Genomic DNA, 19,109 nt, shown 5'->3' with positions numbered 1-19,109 from the left:
GCCGCTGGCTCAGACCATAGCCAGCCGCTGCTTGCGTTGTGGCGCTTGAAACACCTGGTCCAGCGCCGCCAGATCCCCGGCCTCCAGTTGCAGTTGCGCGGCTTGTGCATTGAGTTGCACGTGTTCTGGCCGCACAGCCTTGGGAATCGCAATCACACCATCCTGACGCAGAATCCACGCCAGCGAAACCTGCGCGGGGGTGACGCCATGACGAGCGGCAATTTCATTCAGCACCGGTTCAGCCAGCATCGCGCCGCCCTGGCCGATCGGACAGTAAGCCATCAGCGGCATGCGCTGATGTTGGCACCATGGCAGCAGATCGAACTCGATGCCGCGCTCTTCCAGGTTGTACAGCACCTGATTGGTCGCACAGGCCGAGCTGGAGAGCTCTTCAAGATCATCGACATCGAAATTCGACACGCCCCAGCGGCCGATCTTGCCGTCCTCGCGCAATCGTTCGAACGCTTCGACGGTTTCTTCCAGCGGATACTGGCCGCGCCAATGCAACAGATAGAGGTCGATGTAATCGGTATCGAGTCGGCGCAGACTGCGCTCGCAGGCTTGCGGGATGCCTTTGCGGCTGGCGTTGTGCGGATAGACCTTACTGACCAGAAATACCTGATCGCGCAGGCCGGCAATGGCTTCGCCAACCACGCTTTCGGCGCCGCCCTCGGCGTACATTTCCGCCGTGTCGATCAGGGTCATGCCCAGTTCGATCCCCGTGCGCAGCGCCGCCACTTCACGCTTGTGCGCCGAGCGGTCTTCACCCATGCGCCAGGTGCCCTGGCCAATGATCGGAACCTGGACGCCGGCCAGTTCGAGGGTACGCATGCAAACCTCCTTGCTGAATGTGTCGATACCTTTTAGTGGGCAGCAGGATAGCGCAGGGGTTCAAAAAGCAAAAAGATCGCAGCGTGCCGCAGCTCCTACAGGAAAACGCTTAACTGTAGGCGCTGCGGCACGCTGCGATCTTTTGATCTGCGTTCTTACTTGGCGGAGAACTTCAACACCACGCTGTGGCTGTAAGCCTGCCCCGGATCAAGCCGAGTACTCGGGAAGTCCGGCTGATTCGGTGAATCCGGATAGTGCTGAGTTTCCAGGGTAAACGCGCCCCAGTGCGGATACACCTTGCCACCCTTGCCCTTGACCGTACCGTCGAGGAAGTTGCTGGTATAGAACTGCACGCCCGGCTCCGTGGTGAACAGCTGCAGCACACGACCGGACTGCGGGTCACTCACCTCAGTGGCAACTTTGCCAATATCGCCTTTGGTATCCAGCGCCCAGTTGAAATCAAACCCACCCTGTTTCGGCTCAGCGAATTTCAATTGCGGATGATCCGCCTTGATGTGCGTGCCAATCGCGGTCGGCTTGGTGAAGTCCATCGGCGTGCCGGCCACCGGCGCCAGTTCGCCGGTCGGGATCAGTTTGGCGGTCACCGGGGTGTAATGGCTGGCGTGCAGGGTGGCGACCTGTTTGAGGATATCGCCATTGCCGGCGCCGGCGAGGTTGAAGTAGCTGTGGTTGGTCAGGTTGAGCACGGTCGGTTTGTCGGTGCTGGCCTTGTAGTCGATGCGCAGTTCGTTGTGGTCGGTGAGGCGATAGGTGACTTCGGTGGTGAGGTTGCCGGGGAAGCCCATTTCGCCGTCCGCCGACAGATAGGTCAGGGTCACGCCGACCGAGTCCTTGTCCTTGGTTTCCTGGGCTTTCCAGACTTTCTTGTCGAAGCCCAGCGTGCCGCCGTGCAGCGCGTTGGTCTTGTCGTTCTGCGGCACTTGATAGTGCTTGCCGTCGAGCTCGAACGCACCTTCGGCCAAGCGATTGCCGAAACGGCCGATGGTTGCGCCGAAGTAGGCGGTGCCTTTCTGGTAGCCCTGCACATCATCGAAGCCGAGTACGACGTCGTCGAACTTGCCATGCTTGTCGGCGACTTTCAGCGATTGCAGGGTCGCGCCGTAGGTGATGACGGTGGCTTGCATGCCGTGGCTGTTGCGCAGGATGTATTGCTCGACGGGCGTGCCGTCGTTGGTTTTGCCGAAGGCTTTGTGCTCGGCGGTGAGGCCGGCCGCGTTGGCGGAAAGGGTGGCGATCATCAGGGACAGTCCGAGGCCGGAGAGCAGGTGACGGGATTGAAGCATGGTAGACCTTCCTTCTTGTTGTTGTTTTCAAAATGGCGCCGATGCCGTGTAGGAGCTGCCGCAGGCTGCGATCTTTTGATTTTTGTTTTCAAAGGCAAGGTCAAAAGATCGCAGCCTGCGGCAGCTCCTACAGGGTAACTAGTCATGCTATTTGTAGTTTGGAAGAAAATTTATAGTTGATTAATCGTTTATTTCAACCATAAAGACAGACTAATTGGTTGAGGAGGCATTGCCGAAGGTCGGTTGGTCATGCGCACCACTGCACTTTTTCGCAATCGGCGGCTCTATCCATGGCCAGGATGCGGTGACTCCCGCCGCACAGGAATGTGCCTGTTCGAGATTTCATGCCGAGAGCTTTTGCCCTGATCACTGCTTTTTTCCGCCGCCCGTGCCTGTTGCTGGCCTGTTTGTCGTCGCTGCTGTTCAGCGGTTGCAGTCACCAGGACGGCAACGGTTTCTTCAACCAGATGCGTGAAGGGAAGCCGCAGGAGTTCCTGCAGACCAGCGTCGACCGCATGGCCACACTGGCGATGCGCGACAACCTCAACAGTCTTTATCGCTTGCAGGGCAAGCTGTATTTGCGCAACCCGGAAGAATTGCGCAAGTCAGGCTTTCTCAATATCCATGCGGCCGTGAAACAGGTGCGCCAGGCCATTGAGCAGCAACAGCCGCTGCCGGTGCTGGGAGGGCGCAAGGATCTGGCCGCGCTCAGTTATGCGATGAGCCCGGAGTTTCGCGGCGATCGCGTTGGCGCCTTCATCTATGCGATCGGCAGCATGCTGGTCACCGCCCACGGCAATCGCACCGAGTTCTACATGACCGATGCGATCAACCCGACGTTCGTTCACAACGCTGCACGCAATATCGAAAAAGCCACGTGGATTTTGTCCCAGCGACAAAACAAGGAAGGTCAGCCGTTGCTGTTTTCCAATGAGATCTCGGAAGAGGGCACCAATCTGAGTTTCGCCACCGAGTTTGGCAAAATCGTTGCGCGACTGGACCTGATCACGCAGATGCTTGATGAGCGTTACCGGCGGATCGGCCTCAACTACGCGCAGAGTTTGCTGTTCCTGAATTTCTTGCCGGTGCAGTGAGTTCTGTTGGGGCGGTGATGATCAATGCACCACAAAACCCTGTGGGAGCTGGCTTGCCAGCGATAGCGGTGGGTCAAGCAAAGCAGTGTTGCCTGACCTGGCCTCATCGCTGGCAAGCCAGCTCCCACAAGTTTTTGTGGTGTGCAGAGATCCAGTGTGGGAGCGAGCCTGCTCGCGAAAGCGTTCCTTCAGGCGCTGAAGAGTTGACTGGTCCACCTCATTCGCGAGCAGGCTCGCTCCCACATTGATCGAATAGTGAAGGTTGTTTTTGTATACAATCCGTCACCGCTATTGATTAAAATGGAGCCGCACCCGTCATGACCGACCCCGCCAGCGCCGATTTCACTCGTGTCGACCGCACCGCCCGTGCGGACAAACTGCCTTATGCCGCGTTGCTGGCATTCGCCATGACCGGATTCATCGCCATCCTCACCGAAACTCTGCCCGCCGGGTTGCTGCCGCAAATCGGCGCCGGGCTCAACGTCAGTGAAGTGCTTGCCGGGCAACTGGTGACGCTCTACGCGTTGGGTTCGATTGTCGCGGCAATTCCGCTGACCGTGGCCACACGCGGCTGGCCACGGCGGCGCGTGTTGTTGATGACGGTCGGCGGGTTTCTGGTGTTCAACACCGTCACCACGTTCTCCAGCCATTACGGTCTGACCCTGGCTTCGCGTTTTCTCGCCGGGATGGCGGCGGGGTTGTCGTGGGGGATCATGGCCGGCTACGCGCGCGGAATCGTGCCGGTGCATCAACAGGGGCGAGCGCTGGCGATTGCCATGCTCGGCACGCCAGTGGCGCTGTCGCTGGGCACGCCGGCGGGGACGTGGCTGGGCAATCTGATCGGTTGGCGTGCGTCATTCGGGATCATGTCGGCGCTGGCCCTGGTGTTGGCGGCGTGGATTGTCATTGCGGTGCCGGATCGTCCGGGGCAGGCCAGTGATGAGCGTCTGCCGTTGCTCGAGTCGATGCGTTTGCCCGGCGTGCGGCCGGTGCTGTTTGTGGTGCTGACGTGGATGCTCGGGCACAACATTCTTTACACCTACATCGCACCGTTTCTGATGCAGGCCGGGTTGGCTGACCGGGTCGATCTGGTGCTGCTGGTGTTCGGCCTGTGTTCGCTGGTGGGGATCTGGATCATCGGCATGCTGGTGGATCGCTGGTTGCGCTGGTTGACGTTGATCAGCCTTGCGGTGTTTGCGCTGACGGCATTGGTCTTGGCGCTGGCGGCGCCGTCACCGCTGGTCATTTACGCCTGCATGGCGGTGTGGGGATTGTCGTTTGGCGGCTCGGCAACCTTATTGCTCACCTCTGCGGCCGACTCTGCTGGCGATCACGTTGACGTGGTGCAGGCGATGCTCACCACTTCGTGGAACGTGGCGATCGCCGGTGGCGGCTTGTTCGGCGGCTTGCTGCTGGATCGGGCAGGGGCGATGTCGTTCCCGTGGGCGCTGCTGATCCTGTCGCTGATCGCGTTGGCCACGGTATGGATCAACAAGACCCACAGCTTTAAACCCGGCCGAAGAGTGCACTGAATCTGCATCCACCACCTAACCCTGTAGGTAAGGCAATGGTGATTTCGATATGGCATAACGATAGACCGCATCGATATATGTGGTTATAAGAAAAATCGCTATGCTGCGGGCCAGATTTTTCCTGTCGTTTTTCTGGACGGTTTAATGGAATTGGCAAATTTCGGCCTGGTGATTGCCGGGCTGGTGGTGGGGTTTATTGTCGGCATGACCGGTGTCGGCGGTGGTTCGTTAATGACGCCGATTCTGCTGTGGTTCGGCATCAACCCGGCAACGGCAGTGGGCACTGACCTGCTGTATGCCGCCATTACCAAATCCAGCGGCGTCCTCGTTCATCGCAAAAACAAGAACATCGACTGGGCGATCACTGGCTGGCTGACCCTCGGCAGCGTGCCGGCGGTAGCGATGACCTTGTGGTTCCTCAGCACGTTGCACACCGCGCCGGACGCGATGAACGCCATCATCAAACAGGCGCTGGGCTTCGTCCTGTTCGCCACCGCGCTGGCGATCTTCTTCAAGAAGCGCTTGCTCGAATTCGCCCACAAACGTGCCGGCGGCAACTACAACCCGAGTGGTTCGCGCCTGAACGTGATGACCGTGCTCACCGGTCTGATCCTCGGCACCATGGTTGCCTTGACCTCGATCGGCGCCGGGGCCCTCGGCACTGTCGCGTTGTTCATCCTTTATCCGCTGCTGCCGACCCGTCGCTTGGTCGGCACCGAAATCGCCCACGCCGTGCCGCTGACCCTGGTCGCCGGTCTGGGCCACGCGAGCATGGGCAACATGGATTGGGGTGTGCTGGGCTTCTTGCTGGTCGGCTCGCTGCCAGGCATCTGGCTCGGCAGCCACCTGACCGGACGCATCTCCGATGAAGTCCTGCGCCCGTGCCTGGCGACGATGCTGGTGTTGATCGGTTACAAACTGGCGTTCTGATCCAGCCATGACTGAAACCACTGTCCACTGCGATGGCCGCCTCGCCATCACCGTCGAACCGCGTGAGATGCGCATGAGCCATTGGCTGTACGCGCCGCGTGTGGTCGATCTGCAGCAGCGAAAAGTGCTGCTGGATCTGAGCGAGAGTCTGTGGGATTTGCTCGGTACCGCCGACGAGACGGCCAATGGCATTGAGCTGCTGCTGCGCAAGTACCCGGGCGATCGGGCGTCGCTGAGGTTGAGTGTTGAACTCGACAGCGGTGAACTCAAGCTCGGTGGACAACCCGTCGCCCCTGCACAATTGCTCTCCGCGCTCGATTCAGCGCTGGGGTGAGGCGGTACAGCCTGCGGCGAGCCGCCTAGCCACCGGTTAGCGCTGAATGACGTATTTCATCACTGTCACCGGCAAATCGTCGTAGACCAGTTCTTCAACCACTTCCCAACCCAGCCGTGCGTACAGCGACTGCGCCGCGTCGGTGTACAGATACAACTCGGGCACGCCCAGCGCCGCCGCTTCTGCAACCACTCGCTTGACCAGTTGCGAAGCGATCCCGCGACCGCGTTCCTCAGCCTTCACATAAACGCCGGCCAGCCAAGGCGTCAGGTTCGGGCGCAGCTTCAGATCGCTCTCGATCAGCAGCGCGCCGCCCAGCAAACGTGAACCTTCAAGCGCCACCACCACGCTGGGCACCGCACCTTTGCCACAAGATTCACGCATATGCTCGATGCGGTCCTCGACGGTTTGCCCGGGACGAAACTCGCCCCATTCCTTGAAGTTGAGCGTGGCCAGTTCTTCGATCAGTTCGAGGTGATTGCACAGGTAATCGATGTGCATGCGGGTGAACTCCATTTCATGGGCAGAACTTCCAGCCTAATGCGGTCATAAAAGGTAATCAAATCCGCGTTGCGATCACGTCGGATATGTTGCGCAATGTCGCGCCTGTCCTAAGCTTCTGACCAGGCGGAAGATATTTGCCGGGTTGTCCCGGAACAATCGCCACGATGCGCAATCATTAGAGCGTGGATATCAAAAGGAGATGCGCATGCTCATCAGGTCACTGACCCTGACACTCTTGCTGGCGATTGCCGGCCCCTTGTTCGCCGCTGACAACGATTCGCCCATCGCCGGGGATATGGGCCGCGCCCGACCGCTGATCGTGATCGCACAAAGCACCGTCGATCCTGTGTGGGTGGCCCTGAAAAAGTCACTGGAAGATCCCGCCAACAAAAAAGGCGTCGCCGACCGCAATATCAAGGTCTACACCATCCTCAACATGGCCGGCCAGCTCGACGGCAAGGATCTGGGCCAGCAAGACACCATGGCGCTGCTGCGGTCGCTGAAGCTCGGTGCCGGGGCGTATCCGAAAGTCTTCCTGGTGGGCAAGGACGGCGAGACCAAGCTTTCGGCGTCGGGGGATGAGGCGAAGGCGGTGGATTTGAAGAAGATTTTCGACACCATCGATGCCATGCCCATGGCCGAGAAGGAAGCGGCCGCTGCGGCTCAGGCGCCGGTTGCTGCTACGCCGGAACCTGCCAAAGGCGCGAAGAACGCCAAACCCGCCAAGCCTGCGAAACCAGCCAAGCCGCCGGAAATGCCGGATGATTGATCGGTTGTTGTAGAGACGGTTTCACGTAAAAAAGGGCGAGAAGATTTAATCTTCTCGCCCTTTTTTACGCTGGCATTTGGCGAATGATGTTCACCAGCACGGGGGAGAAGGGTTCGAGCTTATGCGCTTTAGGAAGAAGTAGATCATCCAGGAGCAGGTCGAGTATTTCCTTGTCCTCAATCTCCGGCAATTCGCCAGGTTGGACTCCAACCTTGTAAATCAGTGCATCGACCAATGTTCTTCTTCTGCCGATAAGTGCTCGATTGCTCTCTTCGGTGTGACCCAGATTCAACACCTTGATGGCTTCTTCTGCGCGTGCAGTTCTTCCAGCGACCAGCCCTGAAAGGTAGAACTTGAGTTCGGTTTCACACTCATCCATGAACGGAGTCAGCCGCAGCGGTTGTGTTCCTCGTCCATGTCCGCAATGCGGACGGTTCTCGCAACTGGCTACGATGTTGGTGAAATCCAATGTGCGGTTGTGTACGCGATTCTGTGCTTCAACATGTTCGTTGTGAGAGCCATCTACGGTGATGGCTTGGCAGCAATAAGCGCACAGTCCGAGTTGTTCGGTAATGCAGGCGGCGCGGACCGACTGGCGCTCTTCAGGCGGCAAGTCGGGATAAGTGGCGGTTCTGTTTTTCAGCTTCCATTTTGCAAGTGAATCAGGCTCAGCTCCTTTGATGATCTTACGCACGACGCAACTCCAGTTTGCGGATCAAGAGAGCGGCTTTTGCCAACTCGATATGACCTTCGGGGAGTTCCGAGGAAAGTTCGGCGAAAAGCGATTTGGCTTTCTCGAGATTACCGTCCTGAACCTCGTTAAGCAGTCTGTTCAGGCGTATCTGCACATCGCTGTTGCGGATGTCGGTGTTCATGACTTCCAGAAGTACCTGATTGGCGTCGAGTCCATACAGGCCGTTGTGTTCGTGGAGTTCACCGTCCTTCAGCACATAAACCAGCACATCTTTGGCATCACTGATAACCAAAGGAGAGTGGGTGGTCAGTACGAACTGGCAATTGGGGAAAGTTTCGCTCAACTGTCGAATCAGGCTGCGCTGCCATCTTGGGTGCAGGTGCAGATCAACTTCATCAATCAGTACGATGCCGTCGCCGTGCAGTGGGTTGGCCAGTGACTGGTTCATCATAGCTAAGCGTCGGGCGATATCTCCAACTAGTGCCATCATCGACTTTTCGCCTTGGGAGAGTTGGGCGACGTTAAGGGTTACCCCGTCCTTGTCAATGGCCATATGCAGGCGAGGTCTGCGTTGTACGCGCAGGTTGGAGAAGCCAGGCATGAATGCAGCGATGGCCGAACGTACGGCGGTCAACTGACGGTCACGGGAGGAGGCTTTCAAATTTGCTAGGGTTTTCCAGACATCACTGTCGGTGCCGAATTTTTCCGAGATTTCGGCTAGAGCCGCATCGGAAATTCCGGTCTCATTTTCGCTATCTTCGCGTTCGCGAAACCACTCGAAAAAGCGGCGGAAGTCGACGCCGCGATTCAGAGAGTTGTCGTAGCCGTCGAGTTGGTCGAAGGTGTGTTTAGTGCGGATTTTTAGCGGGATTTCGAGAACGGAGCGTTCTACCGGGTAGTAGGCGATGAGGGGCAGAGAGGCTTTATCGTTGGCAGTGAGCTGAGTGCGGTAGTGATCTGCCAGTAAAGTAACTTCTGAAAAATCACTATGGAGCGCTGATTTACTCCCTTTGCGCCCACGAGCCATGCTCCATACGAACCCGTAGTCCTCATAAGGAACTACGGAAAGATCGCAGCGGGGATGAGATTCGTCAGTTACTCCAATTGTGATGACAGCGGTTCGAGCGCTGTTTTGAATGTCTTCCACTGCAATTGGACTGCCCTGTCCCTTCTCTGTACGAATCCTTGCTACCAACCAACTGAGCGATGTAGCCAAAGACTTTAAAAGGGTTGTTTTTCCTGCGCCGTTGTCTCCAACGATAACGGTTATGTTCGTAGTGTGGTCAATGGTAGGGGCAAGAGGAATGTCCAAGTCGGTGAAGCAACCGACACCCTTCAGCATGAGTCTGTAGATTTCCATTACATCGCCCTTTTAGGGTCAGTCGTTTTGAATGCTTTGGCGCGCATTATGTCATTCCCGCCCACAGATTGATCCGATGCAGTGTAGATACAACAAATTCATTCAGTAACCCACAGTCGTTGCAGCATGTGTTGCCGAAATGTCTGACACAAAGCTCCTTCAAACCCCGGGGATTTTTCCTGCAAGTCGCGGCGGCGGTGGTGAACTGGTGGGTTTTGAGGAGGCGGGATAGTCTTCTTTAGCCGCTGCAAAAAAACAGTGGTCGGATGTGGAAGTCCGCTGGATAGAGAATGAAACAGGCTTTCATAAAGCGCAGTGCGACATTATTTATGTCAACATTGCCGCGTTTATGGCGGCTGTGCGCGGGAGCACTTTCGAGTGCGCCGGGGTTTCGTTCTCTTCCCAGGTCTTCCACACCTGCGTACAGCTGCCACCCTTCATGTGGAAGTGAGTTTGGGTGGCCTTCTGAAATTCAAATAGAGAACTTCTGACATGAAAAAACACACGCCAAACCCTCCCGAATCCCCCATGGATTTAGGATCCTTCGACGCCAACAACCCCCGCCTACGCAACCCGCATCACCCCGATCCCATCAGCCATCTCTTCACCATCCTCCCCGGTATCGATACGCCCACGCTGCTCTGCCACGCTTGCGAAACCCTCGCTTCATTAAACGTCCTGACCACCGACCTGGCCGCTGAACTGCAAGGTTCACCGCGCAGTCTCGCCTTGTCGATTCAGCAATTGGCTGTGCTCGGTGAGTTGCTGGTCAACCGTGCGCTGGACAATCTCGATCCACCGGCGGCGACGCAGCATTGAACAGGGAGGTTCAAGCATGGCGCGATATATTCCGCTGACCGGGATTGACTGCAAGATTCCCGCTCTGCTGATCGACCGCGAAGCACCGGTGGATGTGCTGCATGGCACGGCGGCTTACCGTTTGCGTTGTGTGACGCAACTGATGGAGACACTGGCGCTCGGTGACGGCAAGGGCCACGACGCCTTGCTGCTGCAGGATTTCGCACGGGTGATGGCGATCCCGTTGCGGGACAGTTGCGACTTGATGGATGTCATCGGCTGGAAGTTGCAGGCGCAGCTTTAAGCGTAGAAACGAAAGATCGCAGCCTGCGGCAGCTCCTACATTGACCGAGTGCAAACCCGATCCTGTAGGAGCTGCCGCAGGCTGCGATCTTTTGATTTTCAGTCAGCAACCGCGCTGAGGATTTTGTGGGCGATTTTCACACGCTCAGGAATCGGGAAGTTCTTGTTGGCCATGATCACGATGCCAATATCCTTGCTCGGCACAAACGCCACGTAAGTCCCGAAGCCACCGGTAGACCCTGTCTTGTTGATCAACACATCATCCGGTTGCGGCTGCGGCGGATTCAGCCACTGCACTTTATGCGCCTGCATGGCCATTTCCGTCGAGTTGCCCGCCAGCAAGCGATCAAGGCTGATCGGGTAGCGGTACATTTCCCAACCGAGGCCTTGGGTCATGTCGCCGACGGTGTAGTAACCGGTGTGGATGTTGGCGATGGTTTTTTGCAGGGACGCTTCAAGCGTTTCAGGTTTCAGGTTGGCCTGAACGTAACGCAGCATGTCCACCGCGCTGGTTTTCACGCCATAGGCCTGCGAGTCAAGCGCACCGGGCGTGACGCGCACCGGTTTGCCGTTCTTGTCGTAGCCCTGCGCATACAGGTCCATTTGCGCGGCAGGCACGCTGAGGTAAGTGTGCTGCAAACCGAGTTTAGGCAGCAGGGTTTGTGTCATCGCCTGATCAAACGGCTGGCCGAGGCTTTTCGCGGCCAGATAACCGAACAGTCCCAGACTCGGGTTGGAGTACTGGCGATGGCTGCCGGCGGGATATACCGGTTTCCACTGTTGGAAATAGCCGAGCATCTTGTCAGACGAATCCGCGTCGTCCGGGAATTGCAGCGGCAAACCGCCGGCACTGTAGGTGCCCAATTGCAGCACGCTGATGTTGTCGAAGGCGCTGCCTTTCAATTCTGGCCAGAGCTGACTGGCCTTGCTCGACAGATCGAGTTTGCCGGTCGCCTGGGCATAACCGGCGAGGGTGGCGGTGAAGGTTTTGCTCACCGAGCCGATTTCGAACAATGTGTTTTCGCTGACTTTCTGCCCGGTGTCTTTTGCTGCAACCCCGTAGTTAAAGTAATGCGGCTGGCCATTAATGGTCAGCGCCACGGTCAACCCGGGAATGTTCTGCTGTTGCATTACCGGCGTCACCGCGTCGTTGACCAGCGCTTGCAACTGCGCGTCGGTGGGCGTGGCAGCCATGCAGGACGAGGCGCCGAAAAACAGGCCGAAAGCGGCGCAGGAAATGACTTTGTTTGAATGAATGGATGACATGAGTGAACCACTCTCCATGAGTGTTGATGATGTTATCCCGCTACACTGCGGGCGATTCGTTCGTTGGGCGACTGATCAGCGCCGCCAATCTAGTCAGCGCGGCGCCAATCGACAAACGACGAAAACTCGCACGAGCCATTAGAAAAATTTGGGACTGGGCATGATTCGACCGCAATTGCCGCTCAACGCACTGCGCGCCTTCGAAGCATCGGCGCGGCATTTGAGCTTCACCCGCGCCGCCGTGGAACTGTGCGTCACGCAAGCGGCGGTCAGCCATCAGGTCAAAAGCCTTGAGGCGCAACTCAACGTCACCCTGTTCAAACGCCTGCCCCGTGGGCTGATGCTGACCAGCGAAGGCGAAACCTTGCTCCCGGTGCTGAGCACCTCGTTCGATCACATCGCGCAGATCCTCGAACGCCTCGCCGGTGGACAGTACCGCGAAATGCTGACCGTCGGCGCGGTCGGTACGTTCGCCGTGGGTTGGCTGTTGCCGCGGCTGGCGGATTTCCGCGCGAAACATCCGCTCATAGATTTGCGCCTGTCGACCAACAACAATCGCGTCGATGTCGCGGCGGAAGGGCTGGATTACGCGATCCGCTTTGGCGCCGGGGCGTGGCATGGCATCGAGGCGACGCGGTTGCTTGAGGCGCCGCTGTCGGTGTTGTGCGTGCCGGAAATCGCCCGGCAATTGCATTCACCGGGGGATTTGTTGCAGCAGGCGTTATTGCGTTCCTATCGCACCGATGAGTGGTCGGAATGGTTTCAGGCGGCCGGGTTGGCGACACAGGCCGCGCCGCCGCAGAGCATCGTTTTTGATTCATCGCTGGCGATGATGGAAGCGGCTTTGCAGGGCAGTGGGGTGGCGTTGGCGCCACCGCTGATGTTCGCCCGGCAACTGGCGGCGGAGGCGATTTGTCAGCCGTTTGCGATCGAGATTACGACGGGGAGTTATTGGTTGACGCAGTTGCAGTCGCGGCCTGAAACGGCGGCGATGTTCGCCTTCAAAAACTGGCTGCTGCAAATCTCTGGTTAACGCACAACCCTTGTAGGAGTGAGCCTGCTCGCGATAGCGGTGTGTCAGTTGATATCAATTTTGACTGACACACCGCTATCGCGAGCAGGCTCACTCCTACAGGGACCGTGGTGGATTGGAGATCAGGTTCAGCGCACCAGGCACGGCCGCTTGTTATCGAACTTCCACCCCGGAATCAGAAACTGCATCGCCACGCTGTCATCCCGCGCGCCGAGACCCATGCCTTTATATAGCTCATGAGCCTTGGCCACCTGATCCATATCCAGCTCCACGCCCAGCCCTGGCTTCTTCGGCACTTGCACCAGACCATCGACAATTTGCAACGGTGCCTTGGTCAACCGCTGGCCGTCCTGCCAGATCCAGTGGGTGTCGATGGCAGTGATCTCGCCCGGCGCCGCAGCTGCCACGTGGGTAAACATCGCCAGCGAAATATCGAAGTGGTTGTTGGAATGCGAACCCCAGGTCAGGCCCCATTCATGGCACATCTGCGCCACGCGCACCGAACCCTGCATGGTCCAGAAATGCGGGTCGGCCAGGGGAATGTCCACCGACTGCAACTGGATCGCATGACCCATTTCACGCCAGTCAGTGGCGATCATGTTGGTGGCGGTTTTCAGCCCAGTGGCACGGCGAAACTCAGCCATCACTTCGCGGCCGGAATAACCGTTTTCCGCACCGCACGGGTCTTCGGCGTAGGCGAGCACCTGATGCTGGTCGCGGCACAAACGAATGGCTTCTTTCAGTGACCAGGCGCCATTCGGATCGAGAGTAATGCGCGCATCAGGAAAACGTTCGGCCAGCGCCGTCACCGCTTCGATTTCCGCATCACCACTGAGCACGCCGCCCTTGAGTTTGAAGTCCTTGAAACCGTATTTTGCATGGGCCGCTTCGGCGAAACGCACCACAGCTTCGGCAGTCATGGCTTTCTCGTGACGCACGCGGAACCAGTCGTTGTTGGCGTCCGGTTCGCTGCGGTAGGCGAGGTCGGTTTCGCGCTGATCTCCGACGTAAAACAGATAACCGAGCATCTTCACTTCGTCGCGTTGCTGACCTTCTCCGAGCAATGCCGCTACCGGCACATCGAGATGCTGACCGAGCAAATCGAGCAGCGCCGCTTCGAGGCCGGTGACCGCGTGAATGGTGATGCGCAGATCGAATGTCTGCAGGCCACGGCCACCGGCATCGCGGTCGGCAAAGGTCTGGCGCACTTGGTTGAGAATCTTTTGATAGGTGCCGATCGGGCTGCCGATTACCAGGCTGCGCGCGTCTTCCAGCGTCTGGCGAATACGCTCGCCACCGGGCACTTCACCGACGCCGGTGTGGCCGGCGTTGTCCTTGAGAATGACGATGTTACGAGTGAAAAACGGCCCGTGGGCGCCGCTCAGATTGAGCAGCATGCCGTCGTGGCCAGCCACCGGGATGACTTGCATGTCGGTGATGATCGGGGCTTTGGCGGTGTCGTGTGCGGTCATGTTTTTATCCTTTAAATAAAGAATTCAGGCGTGTTTCGGCGCGGTCTCGACCACGGCGATGTCGGCAGCAGGTTTCGGTGTGGTGCGCGCGAAGAAGACGATGATCGCGGCAATGATCGAGGTCGCGGCCAAACCATAGAGGCCGCCCTGAATCGAGCCGGTGTGTTCTTCGAGCAGGCCGAACGTGGTCGGCGCGACGAAGCCGCCGAGGTTGCCCACCGAGTTGATCAACGCGATCACCGCCGCCGCGATGCGTGCATCCAGATAGGCCTGTGGGATCGGCCAGAACAGCGACGAAGCGGATTTGAAGCCCAGCGCGGCAAAGCAGATCGCAACGAAGGCGAAGATCGGCCCGCCGGTGGTGGACATGAACATCCCCGCAGCGGCGATCAACAGGGCGGTGGCGACCCACGCCTGCTGGTGTTTCCACTTGGCCGAGAACGAGGCGAACGCGTACATGCCGATGATCGACAGCAACCATGGAATCGAGTTGAACAGGCCGACCTGGAAGTCACTCATCTCGCCCATTTTCTTGATGATGCTCGGCAGCCAGAAGGTCGCGGCGTAGATGGTCAGTTGAATGAAGAAGTAGATCAGGCAGAACAGGATGATCTGGCGGTCCTTGAGCAGCTTGCCCATCGATGGCCGGATCGGTGTCGCGGCTTCGCGGGCCTTTTGTTCTGCGTCGATAGCATTGACCAGTGCGTCCTGTTCGGCGCGGGTCAGCCATTTCGCGTCGTGGGGTTTGGCGTCGAGCCAGAACCAGACAAACACGCACAGGCACACCGAGAACATCCCTTCAATGAAGTACATCCACTGCCAGCCGTGCATGCCCAACCCGTTGATTTGCAGGAGCAGACCGGACAACGGGCCCGATATCAACGAGGCCACGGCCGAGCCACTGAGGAAGATCGCAATCGCCTTGCCGCGTTCGGCGCCGGGCAGCCAACGGGTGAAGTAGTAGATCACCCCGGGAAAGAATCCGGCCTCGGCTACGCCGAGCAAAAAGCGCAACACATAGAAGTGGGTTTCGTTCTGGATGAACGCCATGCCGGCGGCGACCAGGCCCCAAGTGAGCATGATGCGGGTCAGCCAGATGCGTGCGCCGACTTTCTGCAGAAGCATGTTGGAGGGCACTTCGAACAGCGCGTAACCGATGAAGAACAGCCCGGCGCCGAAGCCGTAAGCGGCGGCACCAATACCGAGGTCGTGTTCCATGTGGGTGCGGACGAAACCGATGTTCACCCGGTCAATGTAATTGACGATGAACATGATCACGAAAAGCGGCAGGACGTGGCGTTTCACTTTCGAGATGGCTGAGGCGAGTGTCGAATCGACACCCTCGTTCATCCCGGAGACGGAGGTTTTCACTTGTTTTTCTCCCACTGATTATTTTTATGCGGGGTAGGGCAGGTGCTGCGATGTTGCTAGACATCATACAACTTGAATTTTTTGTCCTACAAGTGGGAACGAGTGATTAATTTTTTCTGAAAGGTCGGTTTTTTATGCCTTTCCTGTTATTGGCCAGTAATTATTAGGCTTTTTACGGATTCATCGCGATCTTTTTCTACGGATCTACCGGTTTTGTCGCTAGAAAGCTCAAAGACTGTTTTGCTCTTGTTTGAGTGTTGTCATACAAGTGTGGCGCTAAAATCAATCCCGTCAGCCAGTCTCGCAATGCTACGATCGACAAGCCCCGATCACCGGAACCGACCATGCAAGAAGACCTCGACGCTCCCGCTCGCAAACGTGCGCACAACCTCGCCCATGATCTGGTGGACAAACTCACCCAGAGCATCCTGCTCGGCCAGCTGACACCCGGCGACAAGCTGCCCTCGGAGAATTCCATCGTTCAGGAACACGGGGTCAGCCGCACCGTAGTGCGCGAAGCGATCTCCAAATTGCAGGCCTCCGGGTTGGTGGAAACGCGTCACGGCATCGGTACGTTCGTCATCGAGCGCGCGCCGGAGCAGGGCTTGCGCCTGAATGTCGACACCGCGCTGGGCGTGCGCAGCATTCTTGAACTGCGCCTGGGCCTGGAAACCCAGGCAGCGGCACTCGCAGCGCAACGGCGCAGCGAGCAGCAATTGCTGCAAATGCGTCAGGCGCTGGATGACTATCAGCGGTTACTGGACAACAACGACAGTTGCGTCGAGGCCGATCGGCGTTTTCATCTGCTGATCGCCGAGGCGACCGGCAATGTCTGCTTCAGTGAAATCATGCAGCACCTGGGCAGTGCAATGATTCCGCGTAACCGGCTCAACGCCGCCGAGCGTGGCGCGGCGGATCTGAGCAAGCTCGGGCAACTGGCGCATCTGGAACATGAGGCGATTCTGAATGCGATCAAGCGTCAGGATGCCGATGCCGCGCGGGCAGCGATGTGGTTGCACCTGACCAACAGCCGCGACCGCTTTTCCGCGCAGGGTTGAACGCCGTTGGTCTGTTCGATAGCACGCGGTACACAGGGCTGATTCCAAGTTGTACGGCCCGGGTATTCCGGACCTCCTGAGTGAGGTGCGTCATGGCTAACGATTTGCTGTTTCAGGGTGGTGTGCTGCCCACCGATCCAACCCGGCCGCTGCCCGGTACCGATGAGCCGACACTGGCCGATCATGATTCCCCGATGGGAATGCCCCCGGGGCGTGATCCGTTGAGCGATGCTGATCGGCCGGAGGATTGGCAGGATCCGCCAGCTGATGATGAGGATGTGCCGCCGGCAGATGAGCCGACGCCGTTGTCGGATGATCGGCGCTAAACCTGGGTTTTATGTTGAGTTTGCCGGCCTCATCGCGAGCAGGCTCACTCCTACAAGGTTTTGTGGCATGCACAGACTCTATGTACACCCACTGCCCATTGTAGGAGTGAGCCTGCTCGCGATTGCGGAATTGGCTTCAACACATATCCGAGATCAGACCCCGGCAGCCCGAATCACCCCAACCCGCCGCTCCAGATTCAACGCCAGCACACTGATCAACACCACCACCGACCCCACCAGCACCAGTAACGTCGGCCGCTCACCCAACCCGACCGACGCAATCCCCATCGCCGTCGGCGGGATCAGATACAACGTCATCGTCGCCCGGCTCAGATCCACATGCTTGAGCACAAATCCCCACGCCAGATAGGCCAGGGCACTGGGAAATACCCCCAGCGCCAACACTGCCCATTGCACCCGCAACGGCGCCTTCATCACGGCATCCCCCAGTCCCGGCAGATAAACCAGCAGCATCAACGTCCCCGACCACACCGCATAGCAGGCCAGGCTGAAGCCGTCGTATCGCCGCGCATGATGTTTTTGCAGCGCGAAATAAATGCTCCACGACATCGCTGCCAGCAAGATCAGCAAGCCATGGGGGTCGATAGCCCCCAACCCCTTGTCGCCGCTGACCACGATCACCACGCCAACAAAACCGAGCAACACACAACCCCAACGCCAGGCGCTGACCTGATCCTTGAACACAAACCGCGCCAGCAGCGTGCTGAACAGCGGGCTCGATTGCGCCAGTACGCTGGAAGCGCCGGCACTGACACTTTGCTGGCCGATGTTCAGTGCGACGTGATGCAGGCTCACGGCGAAGAATCCCAAAGCGAACAACAGCGGCACATCGCGCAGATGTGGCAGACGAATGCCGTTGAACGCGGCGATCAGCGCCATGAACAGCGAGGCCAACAGAAACCGCAGCAACGCCAGATGTCCGGGGTCATAGGCTTGCAGGCCGATGTGAATGCCGGTCGGCGAATAGGCCCAGCAACCGACGACAAATGTCATCGCCAAGAGGATTTTCAACGGGGAAGGGTGCGGCATGATTGGGCGCTCGGTGGTGTTGATGCGCCGAGTATCCGGGCGCCCGATCATTCGCCACAACTGACTTATACTGCGTTGAATGTTCACTCAGAGTGATGGGTATGGAGCTGGCACAAATCCGTATGTTCAAGACTGTGGCCGAGGTCGGCAGCATCGCCCGGGCGGCGGAAAAGCTGTTCTGCGTGCCGTCGAACATCACCGCGCGGATCAAGGCGCTTGAGGCCGAGTTAGGCGTTGCACTGTTTCTGCGTGAGGGCCGCGGGTTGCGCATCAGCCCGGCGGGGCAGACGTTTCTGGTTTATGCGGAAAAGATTCTCGCGCTGACCGTCGAGGCCAAACGCGCGGTCGATCCTTCGGCCGAGCCGTCCGGGCCGTTGCGCATCGGCGCGATCGAATCCTCGGCGACCGGGCGCTTGCCGCGCTTGCTGGCGAAGTTTCACAAGCGTTATCCGCAGGTGGCGCTGGAACTCACCACGGGCACATGGGGGCAATTGCTCGACGACACCGTCAGCCATCGCCTCGACGGGGCGATTGTCGCGGTGGATGTCGAACGTTCGCAGCTCAGGCGCACGCCGATGTATCGCGAAGAATTGCTGCTGATCGCCTCGACCTCGTTTGGGCCGGTGCGCGACATTGATGATCTGCAGGACAAAACCGTGTTCATGTGGCCGCAGGGCTGCCCGTATCGGGCGGCACTGGAGCATTGGCTGTTGCGTCAGGGCCAGGCGCTGCCGATTGTCAGTCTGGCCAGTTATGGCGCGATTGTCGGGTGTGTGAGTGCCGGGGCGGGGGTGGCGCTGGTGCCCAAGGGCGTGTTTGAGCAGTACGCGAAAGGGGCCGGGTGTGTGGGGTATGAATTCCCGGAACTGACGGCCGTCGACAACTTGTTTTACTGGCATGAAAACGCCGGGGTGCATCCGGCGCGGGAGGCGTTTGTGGCGATGTTGCGGGAGGAGTTTAGTGTGTAGGAAACGCCGACCCTCACCCCAGCCCTCTCCCAAAGGGAGAGGGGGCCGACCGAGTTGTCATGCGCTACACGCCGACCTGATCGACCGAGTCGATTATGGATTTAGACAAGCT

Annotated in this window: 20 protein-coding genes; 11 read left to right on the top strand and 9 right to left on the bottom strand. The window is 58.4% G+C overall.

Features of this window, described 5'->3' with window-relative positions:
* Window positions 1-9 precede the first annotated feature (9 nt).
* Window positions 10-831, bottom strand: coding sequence for an aldo/keto reductase (locus U6037_RS18955; RefSeq protein ID WP_322844126.1), 822 nt, complete (start codon window positions 829-831; stop codon window positions 10-12).
* Window positions 832-986: 155 nt separating this feature from the next.
* Complete coding sequence (locus U6037_RS18950; protein WP_322844125.1) at window positions 987-2,135, bottom strand: aldose epimerase family protein; 1,149 nt, start codon at window positions 2,133-2,135, stop codon at window positions 987-989.
* Between the two features lie 344 nt (window positions 2,136-2,479).
* Between U6037_RS18950 and U6037_RS18945 the strand changes: the two genes are divergently transcribed.
* The 4 genes from U6037_RS18945 to U6037_RS18930 all read left to right on the top strand — a co-directional run bounded on the left by U6037_RS18945 (window position 2,480) and on the right by U6037_RS18930 (window position 6,025).
* Window positions 2,480-3,229 carry a hypothetical protein gene (locus tag U6037_RS18945; RefSeq protein WP_322844124.1) on the top strand — a complete coding sequence of 250 codons (750 nt, stop codon included), beginning with the start codon at window positions 2,480-2,482 and terminating at the stop codon, window positions 3,227-3,229.
* 317 nt (window positions 3,230-3,546) lie between these two features.
* Entirely contained in the window at window positions 3,547-4,761 is a 1,215-nt protein-coding gene (locus tag U6037_RS18940; RefSeq protein WP_322844123.1) for an MFS transporter, read from the top strand.
* A gap of 144 nt (window positions 4,762-4,905) precedes the next feature.
* Window positions 4,906-5,691 carry a sulfite exporter TauE/SafE family protein gene (locus U6037_RS18935; protein ID WP_322844122.1) on the top strand — a complete coding sequence of 262 codons (786 nt, stop codon included), beginning with the start codon at window positions 4,906-4,908 and terminating at the stop codon, window positions 5,689-5,691.
* Window positions 5,692-5,698: 7 nt separating this feature from the next.
* Window positions 5,699-6,025: a hypothetical protein gene (locus U6037_RS18930; protein ID WP_322844121.1), complete on the top strand. Its 327-nt coding sequence runs from the start codon at window positions 5,699-5,701 to the stop codon at window positions 6,023-6,025.
* A 36-nt stretch (window positions 6,026-6,061) separates the two neighbouring features.
* Here the strand turns inward: U6037_RS18930 and U6037_RS18925 are convergent, their stop codons facing one another.
* The gene (locus tag U6037_RS18925; RefSeq protein ID WP_322844120.1) at window positions 6,062-6,526 is read right to left on the bottom strand and encodes a GNAT family N-acetyltransferase; all 465 of its coding nucleotides are present in this window, start codon (window positions 6,524-6,526) and stop codon (window positions 6,062-6,064) included.
* Between the two features lie 208 nt (window positions 6,527-6,734).
* Here U6037_RS18925 and U6037_RS18920 point away from each other — a divergent pair, with 208 nt between their 5' ends.
* Window positions 6,735-7,298 carry a DUF4174 domain-containing protein gene (locus U6037_RS18920; protein WP_322844119.1) on the top strand — a complete coding sequence of 188 codons (564 nt, stop codon included), beginning with the start codon at window positions 6,735-6,737 and terminating at the stop codon, window positions 7,296-7,298.
* Window positions 7,299-7,362: 64 nt separating this feature from the next.
* Here U6037_RS18920 and U6037_RS18915 read toward each other — a convergent pair whose 3' ends face one another.
* Complete coding sequence (locus U6037_RS18915; protein ID WP_322844118.1) at window positions 7,363-7,992, bottom strand: retron system putative HNH endonuclease; 630 nt, start codon at window positions 7,990-7,992, stop codon at window positions 7,363-7,365.
* Window positions 7,985-9,352: an AAA family ATPase gene (locus U6037_RS18910; protein ID WP_322844117.1), complete on the bottom strand. Its 1,368-nt coding sequence runs from the start codon at window positions 9,350-9,352 to the stop codon at window positions 7,985-7,987. The genes U6037_RS18915 and U6037_RS18910 overlap by 8 nt, the downstream gene beginning before the upstream one ends.
* A gap of 528 nt (window positions 9,353-9,880) precedes the next feature.
* Between U6037_RS18910 and U6037_RS18905 the strand changes: the two genes are divergently transcribed.
* Both U6037_RS18905 and U6037_RS18900 read left to right on the top strand, forming a co-directional pair.
* Complete coding sequence (locus tag U6037_RS18905) at window positions 9,881-10,171, top strand: DUF6124 family protein (RefSeq protein WP_416221684.1); 291 nt, start codon at window positions 9,881-9,883, stop codon at window positions 10,169-10,171.
* 16 nt (window positions 10,172-10,187) lie between these two features.
* Complete coding sequence (locus U6037_RS18900; RefSeq protein WP_322844115.1) at window positions 10,188-10,454, top strand: hypothetical protein; 267 nt, start codon at window positions 10,188-10,190, stop codon at window positions 10,452-10,454.
* A gap of 98 nt (window positions 10,455-10,552) precedes the next feature.
* Here the strand turns inward: U6037_RS18900 and ampC are convergent, their stop codons facing one another.
* Window positions 10,553-11,719: a class C beta-lactamase gene (gene ampC, locus U6037_RS18895; protein WP_322844114.1), complete on the bottom strand. Its 1,167-nt coding sequence runs from the start codon at window positions 11,717-11,719 to the stop codon at window positions 10,553-10,555.
* A gap of 160 nt (window positions 11,720-11,879) precedes the next feature.
* Here ampC and U6037_RS18890 point away from each other — a divergent pair, with 160 nt between their 5' ends.
* Window positions 11,880-12,752, top strand: coding sequence for a LysR family transcriptional regulator (locus U6037_RS18890; RefSeq protein WP_322844113.1), 873 nt, complete (start codon window positions 11,880-11,882; stop codon window positions 12,750-12,752).
* A gap of 128 nt (window positions 12,753-12,880) precedes the next feature.
* Here U6037_RS18890 and gudD read toward each other — a convergent pair whose 3' ends face one another.
* Both gudD and U6037_RS18880 read right to left on the bottom strand, forming a co-directional pair.
* Complete coding sequence (gene gudD / locus U6037_RS18885) at window positions 12,881-14,224, bottom strand: glucarate dehydratase (protein WP_322844112.1); 1,344 nt, start codon at window positions 14,222-14,224, stop codon at window positions 12,881-12,883.
* 24 nt (window positions 14,225-14,248) lie between these two features.
* Window positions 14,249-15,595: an MFS transporter gene (locus U6037_RS18880; RefSeq protein WP_322844111.1), complete on the bottom strand. Its 1,347-nt coding sequence runs from the start codon at window positions 15,593-15,595 to the stop codon at window positions 14,249-14,251.
* Between the two features lie 344 nt (window positions 15,596-15,939).
* Here U6037_RS18880 and U6037_RS18875 point away from each other — a divergent pair, with 344 nt between their 5' ends.
* Window positions 15,940-16,653, top strand: coding sequence for a FadR/GntR family transcriptional regulator (locus U6037_RS18875; RefSeq protein WP_016984647.1), 714 nt, complete (start codon window positions 15,940-15,942; stop codon window positions 16,651-16,653).
* 92 nt (window positions 16,654-16,745) lie between these two features.
* Window positions 16,746-16,979: a hypothetical protein gene (locus U6037_RS18870; RefSeq protein WP_322844110.1), complete on the top strand. Its 234-nt coding sequence runs from the start codon at window positions 16,746-16,748 to the stop codon at window positions 16,977-16,979.
* Between the two features lie 153 nt (window positions 16,980-17,132).
* Here the strand turns inward: U6037_RS18870 and U6037_RS18865 are convergent, their stop codons facing one another.
* A complete protein-coding gene (locus U6037_RS18865) occupies window positions 17,133-18,029 on the bottom strand; it encodes a DMT family transporter (RefSeq protein ID WP_322844109.1) in 897 nt (298 codons plus the stop codon).
* Window positions 18,030-18,130: 101 nt separating this feature from the next.
* On the opposite strand from U6037_RS18865, the gene U6037_RS18860 reads away from it, so the two are divergent.
* Window positions 18,131-18,997: a LysR family transcriptional regulator gene (locus U6037_RS18860; protein WP_322844108.1), complete on the top strand. Its 867-nt coding sequence runs from the start codon at window positions 18,131-18,133 to the stop codon at window positions 18,995-18,997.
* The last annotated feature ends 112 nt before the right edge of the window (window positions 18,998-19,109 follow it).

The organism is Pseudomonas sp. B33.4 (assembly GCF_034555375.1).
GTDB lineage: Bacteria > Pseudomonadota > Gammaproteobacteria > Pseudomonadales > Pseudomonadaceae > Aquipseudomonas.
The sequence above is the reverse complement of the archived record's forward strand: the minus strand, read 5'-3'. Positions and strand labels throughout refer to the sequence as shown.

What these genes read in the sequence shown, in the direction of transcription:
- U6037_RS18955 (WP_322844126.1), bottom strand. Translation starts at nt 831, where the DNA reads ATGCGTACCCTCGAACTGGCCGGCGTCCAGGTTCCGATCATTGGCCAG.
- U6037_RS18950 (WP_322844125.1), bottom strand. Translation starts at nt 2,135, where the DNA reads ATGCTTCAATCCCGTCACCTGCTCTCCGGCCTCGGACTGTCCCTGATG.
- U6037_RS18945 (WP_322844124.1), top strand. Translation starts at nt 2,480, where the DNA reads ATGCCGAGAGCTTTTGCCCTGATCACTGCTTTTTTCCGCCGCCCGTGC.
- U6037_RS18940 (WP_322844123.1), top strand. Translation starts at nt 3,547, where the DNA reads ATGACCGACCCCGCCAGCGCCGATTTCACTCGTGTCGACCGCACCGCC.
- U6037_RS18935 (WP_322844122.1), top strand. Translation starts at nt 4,906, where the DNA reads ATGGAATTGGCAAATTTCGGCCTGGTGATTGCCGGGCTGGTGGTGGGG.
- U6037_RS18930 (WP_322844121.1), top strand. Translation starts at nt 5,699, where the DNA reads ATGACTGAAACCACTGTCCACTGCGATGGCCGCCTCGCCATCACCGTC.
- U6037_RS18925 (WP_322844120.1), bottom strand. Translation starts at nt 6,526, where the DNA reads ATGCACATCGATTACCTGTGCAATCACCTCGAACTGATCGAAGAACTG.
- U6037_RS18920 (WP_322844119.1), top strand. Translation starts at nt 6,735, where the DNA reads ATGCTCATCAGGTCACTGACCCTGACACTCTTGCTGGCGATTGCCGGC.
- U6037_RS18910 (WP_322844117.1), bottom strand. Translation starts at nt 9,352, where the DNA reads ATGGAAATCTACAGACTCATGCTGAAGGGTGTCGGTTGCTTCACCGAC.
- U6037_RS18905 (WP_416221684.1), top strand. Translation starts at nt 9,881, where the DNA reads ATGGATTTAGGATCCTTCGACGCCAACAACCCCCGCCTACGCAACCCG.
- U6037_RS18900 (WP_322844115.1), top strand. Translation starts at nt 10,188, where the DNA reads ATGGCGCGATATATTCCGCTGACCGGGATTGACTGCAAGATTCCCGCT.
- ampC (WP_322844114.1), bottom strand. Translation starts at nt 11,719, where the DNA reads ATGTCATCCATTCATTCAAACAAAGTCATTTCCTGCGCCGCTTTCGGC.
- U6037_RS18890 (WP_322844113.1), top strand. Translation starts at nt 11,880, where the DNA reads ATGATTCGACCGCAATTGCCGCTCAACGCACTGCGCGCCTTCGAAGCA.
- gudD (WP_322844112.1), bottom strand. Translation starts at nt 14,224, where the DNA reads ATGACCGCACACGACACCGCCAAAGCCCCGATCATCACCGACATGCAA.
- U6037_RS18875 (WP_016984647.1), top strand. Translation starts at nt 15,940, where the DNA reads ATGCAAGAAGACCTCGACGCTCCCGCTCGCAAACGTGCGCACAACCTC.
- U6037_RS18870 (WP_322844110.1), top strand. Translation starts at nt 16,746, where the DNA reads ATGGCTAACGATTTGCTGTTTCAGGGTGGTGTGCTGCCCACCGATCCA.
- U6037_RS18865 (WP_322844109.1), bottom strand. Translation starts at nt 18,029, where the DNA reads ATGCCGCACCCTTCCCCGTTGAAAATCCTCTTGGCGATGACATTTGTC.
- U6037_RS18860 (WP_322844108.1), top strand. Translation starts at nt 18,131, where the DNA reads ATGGAGCTGGCACAAATCCGTATGTTCAAGACTGTGGCCGAGGTCGGC.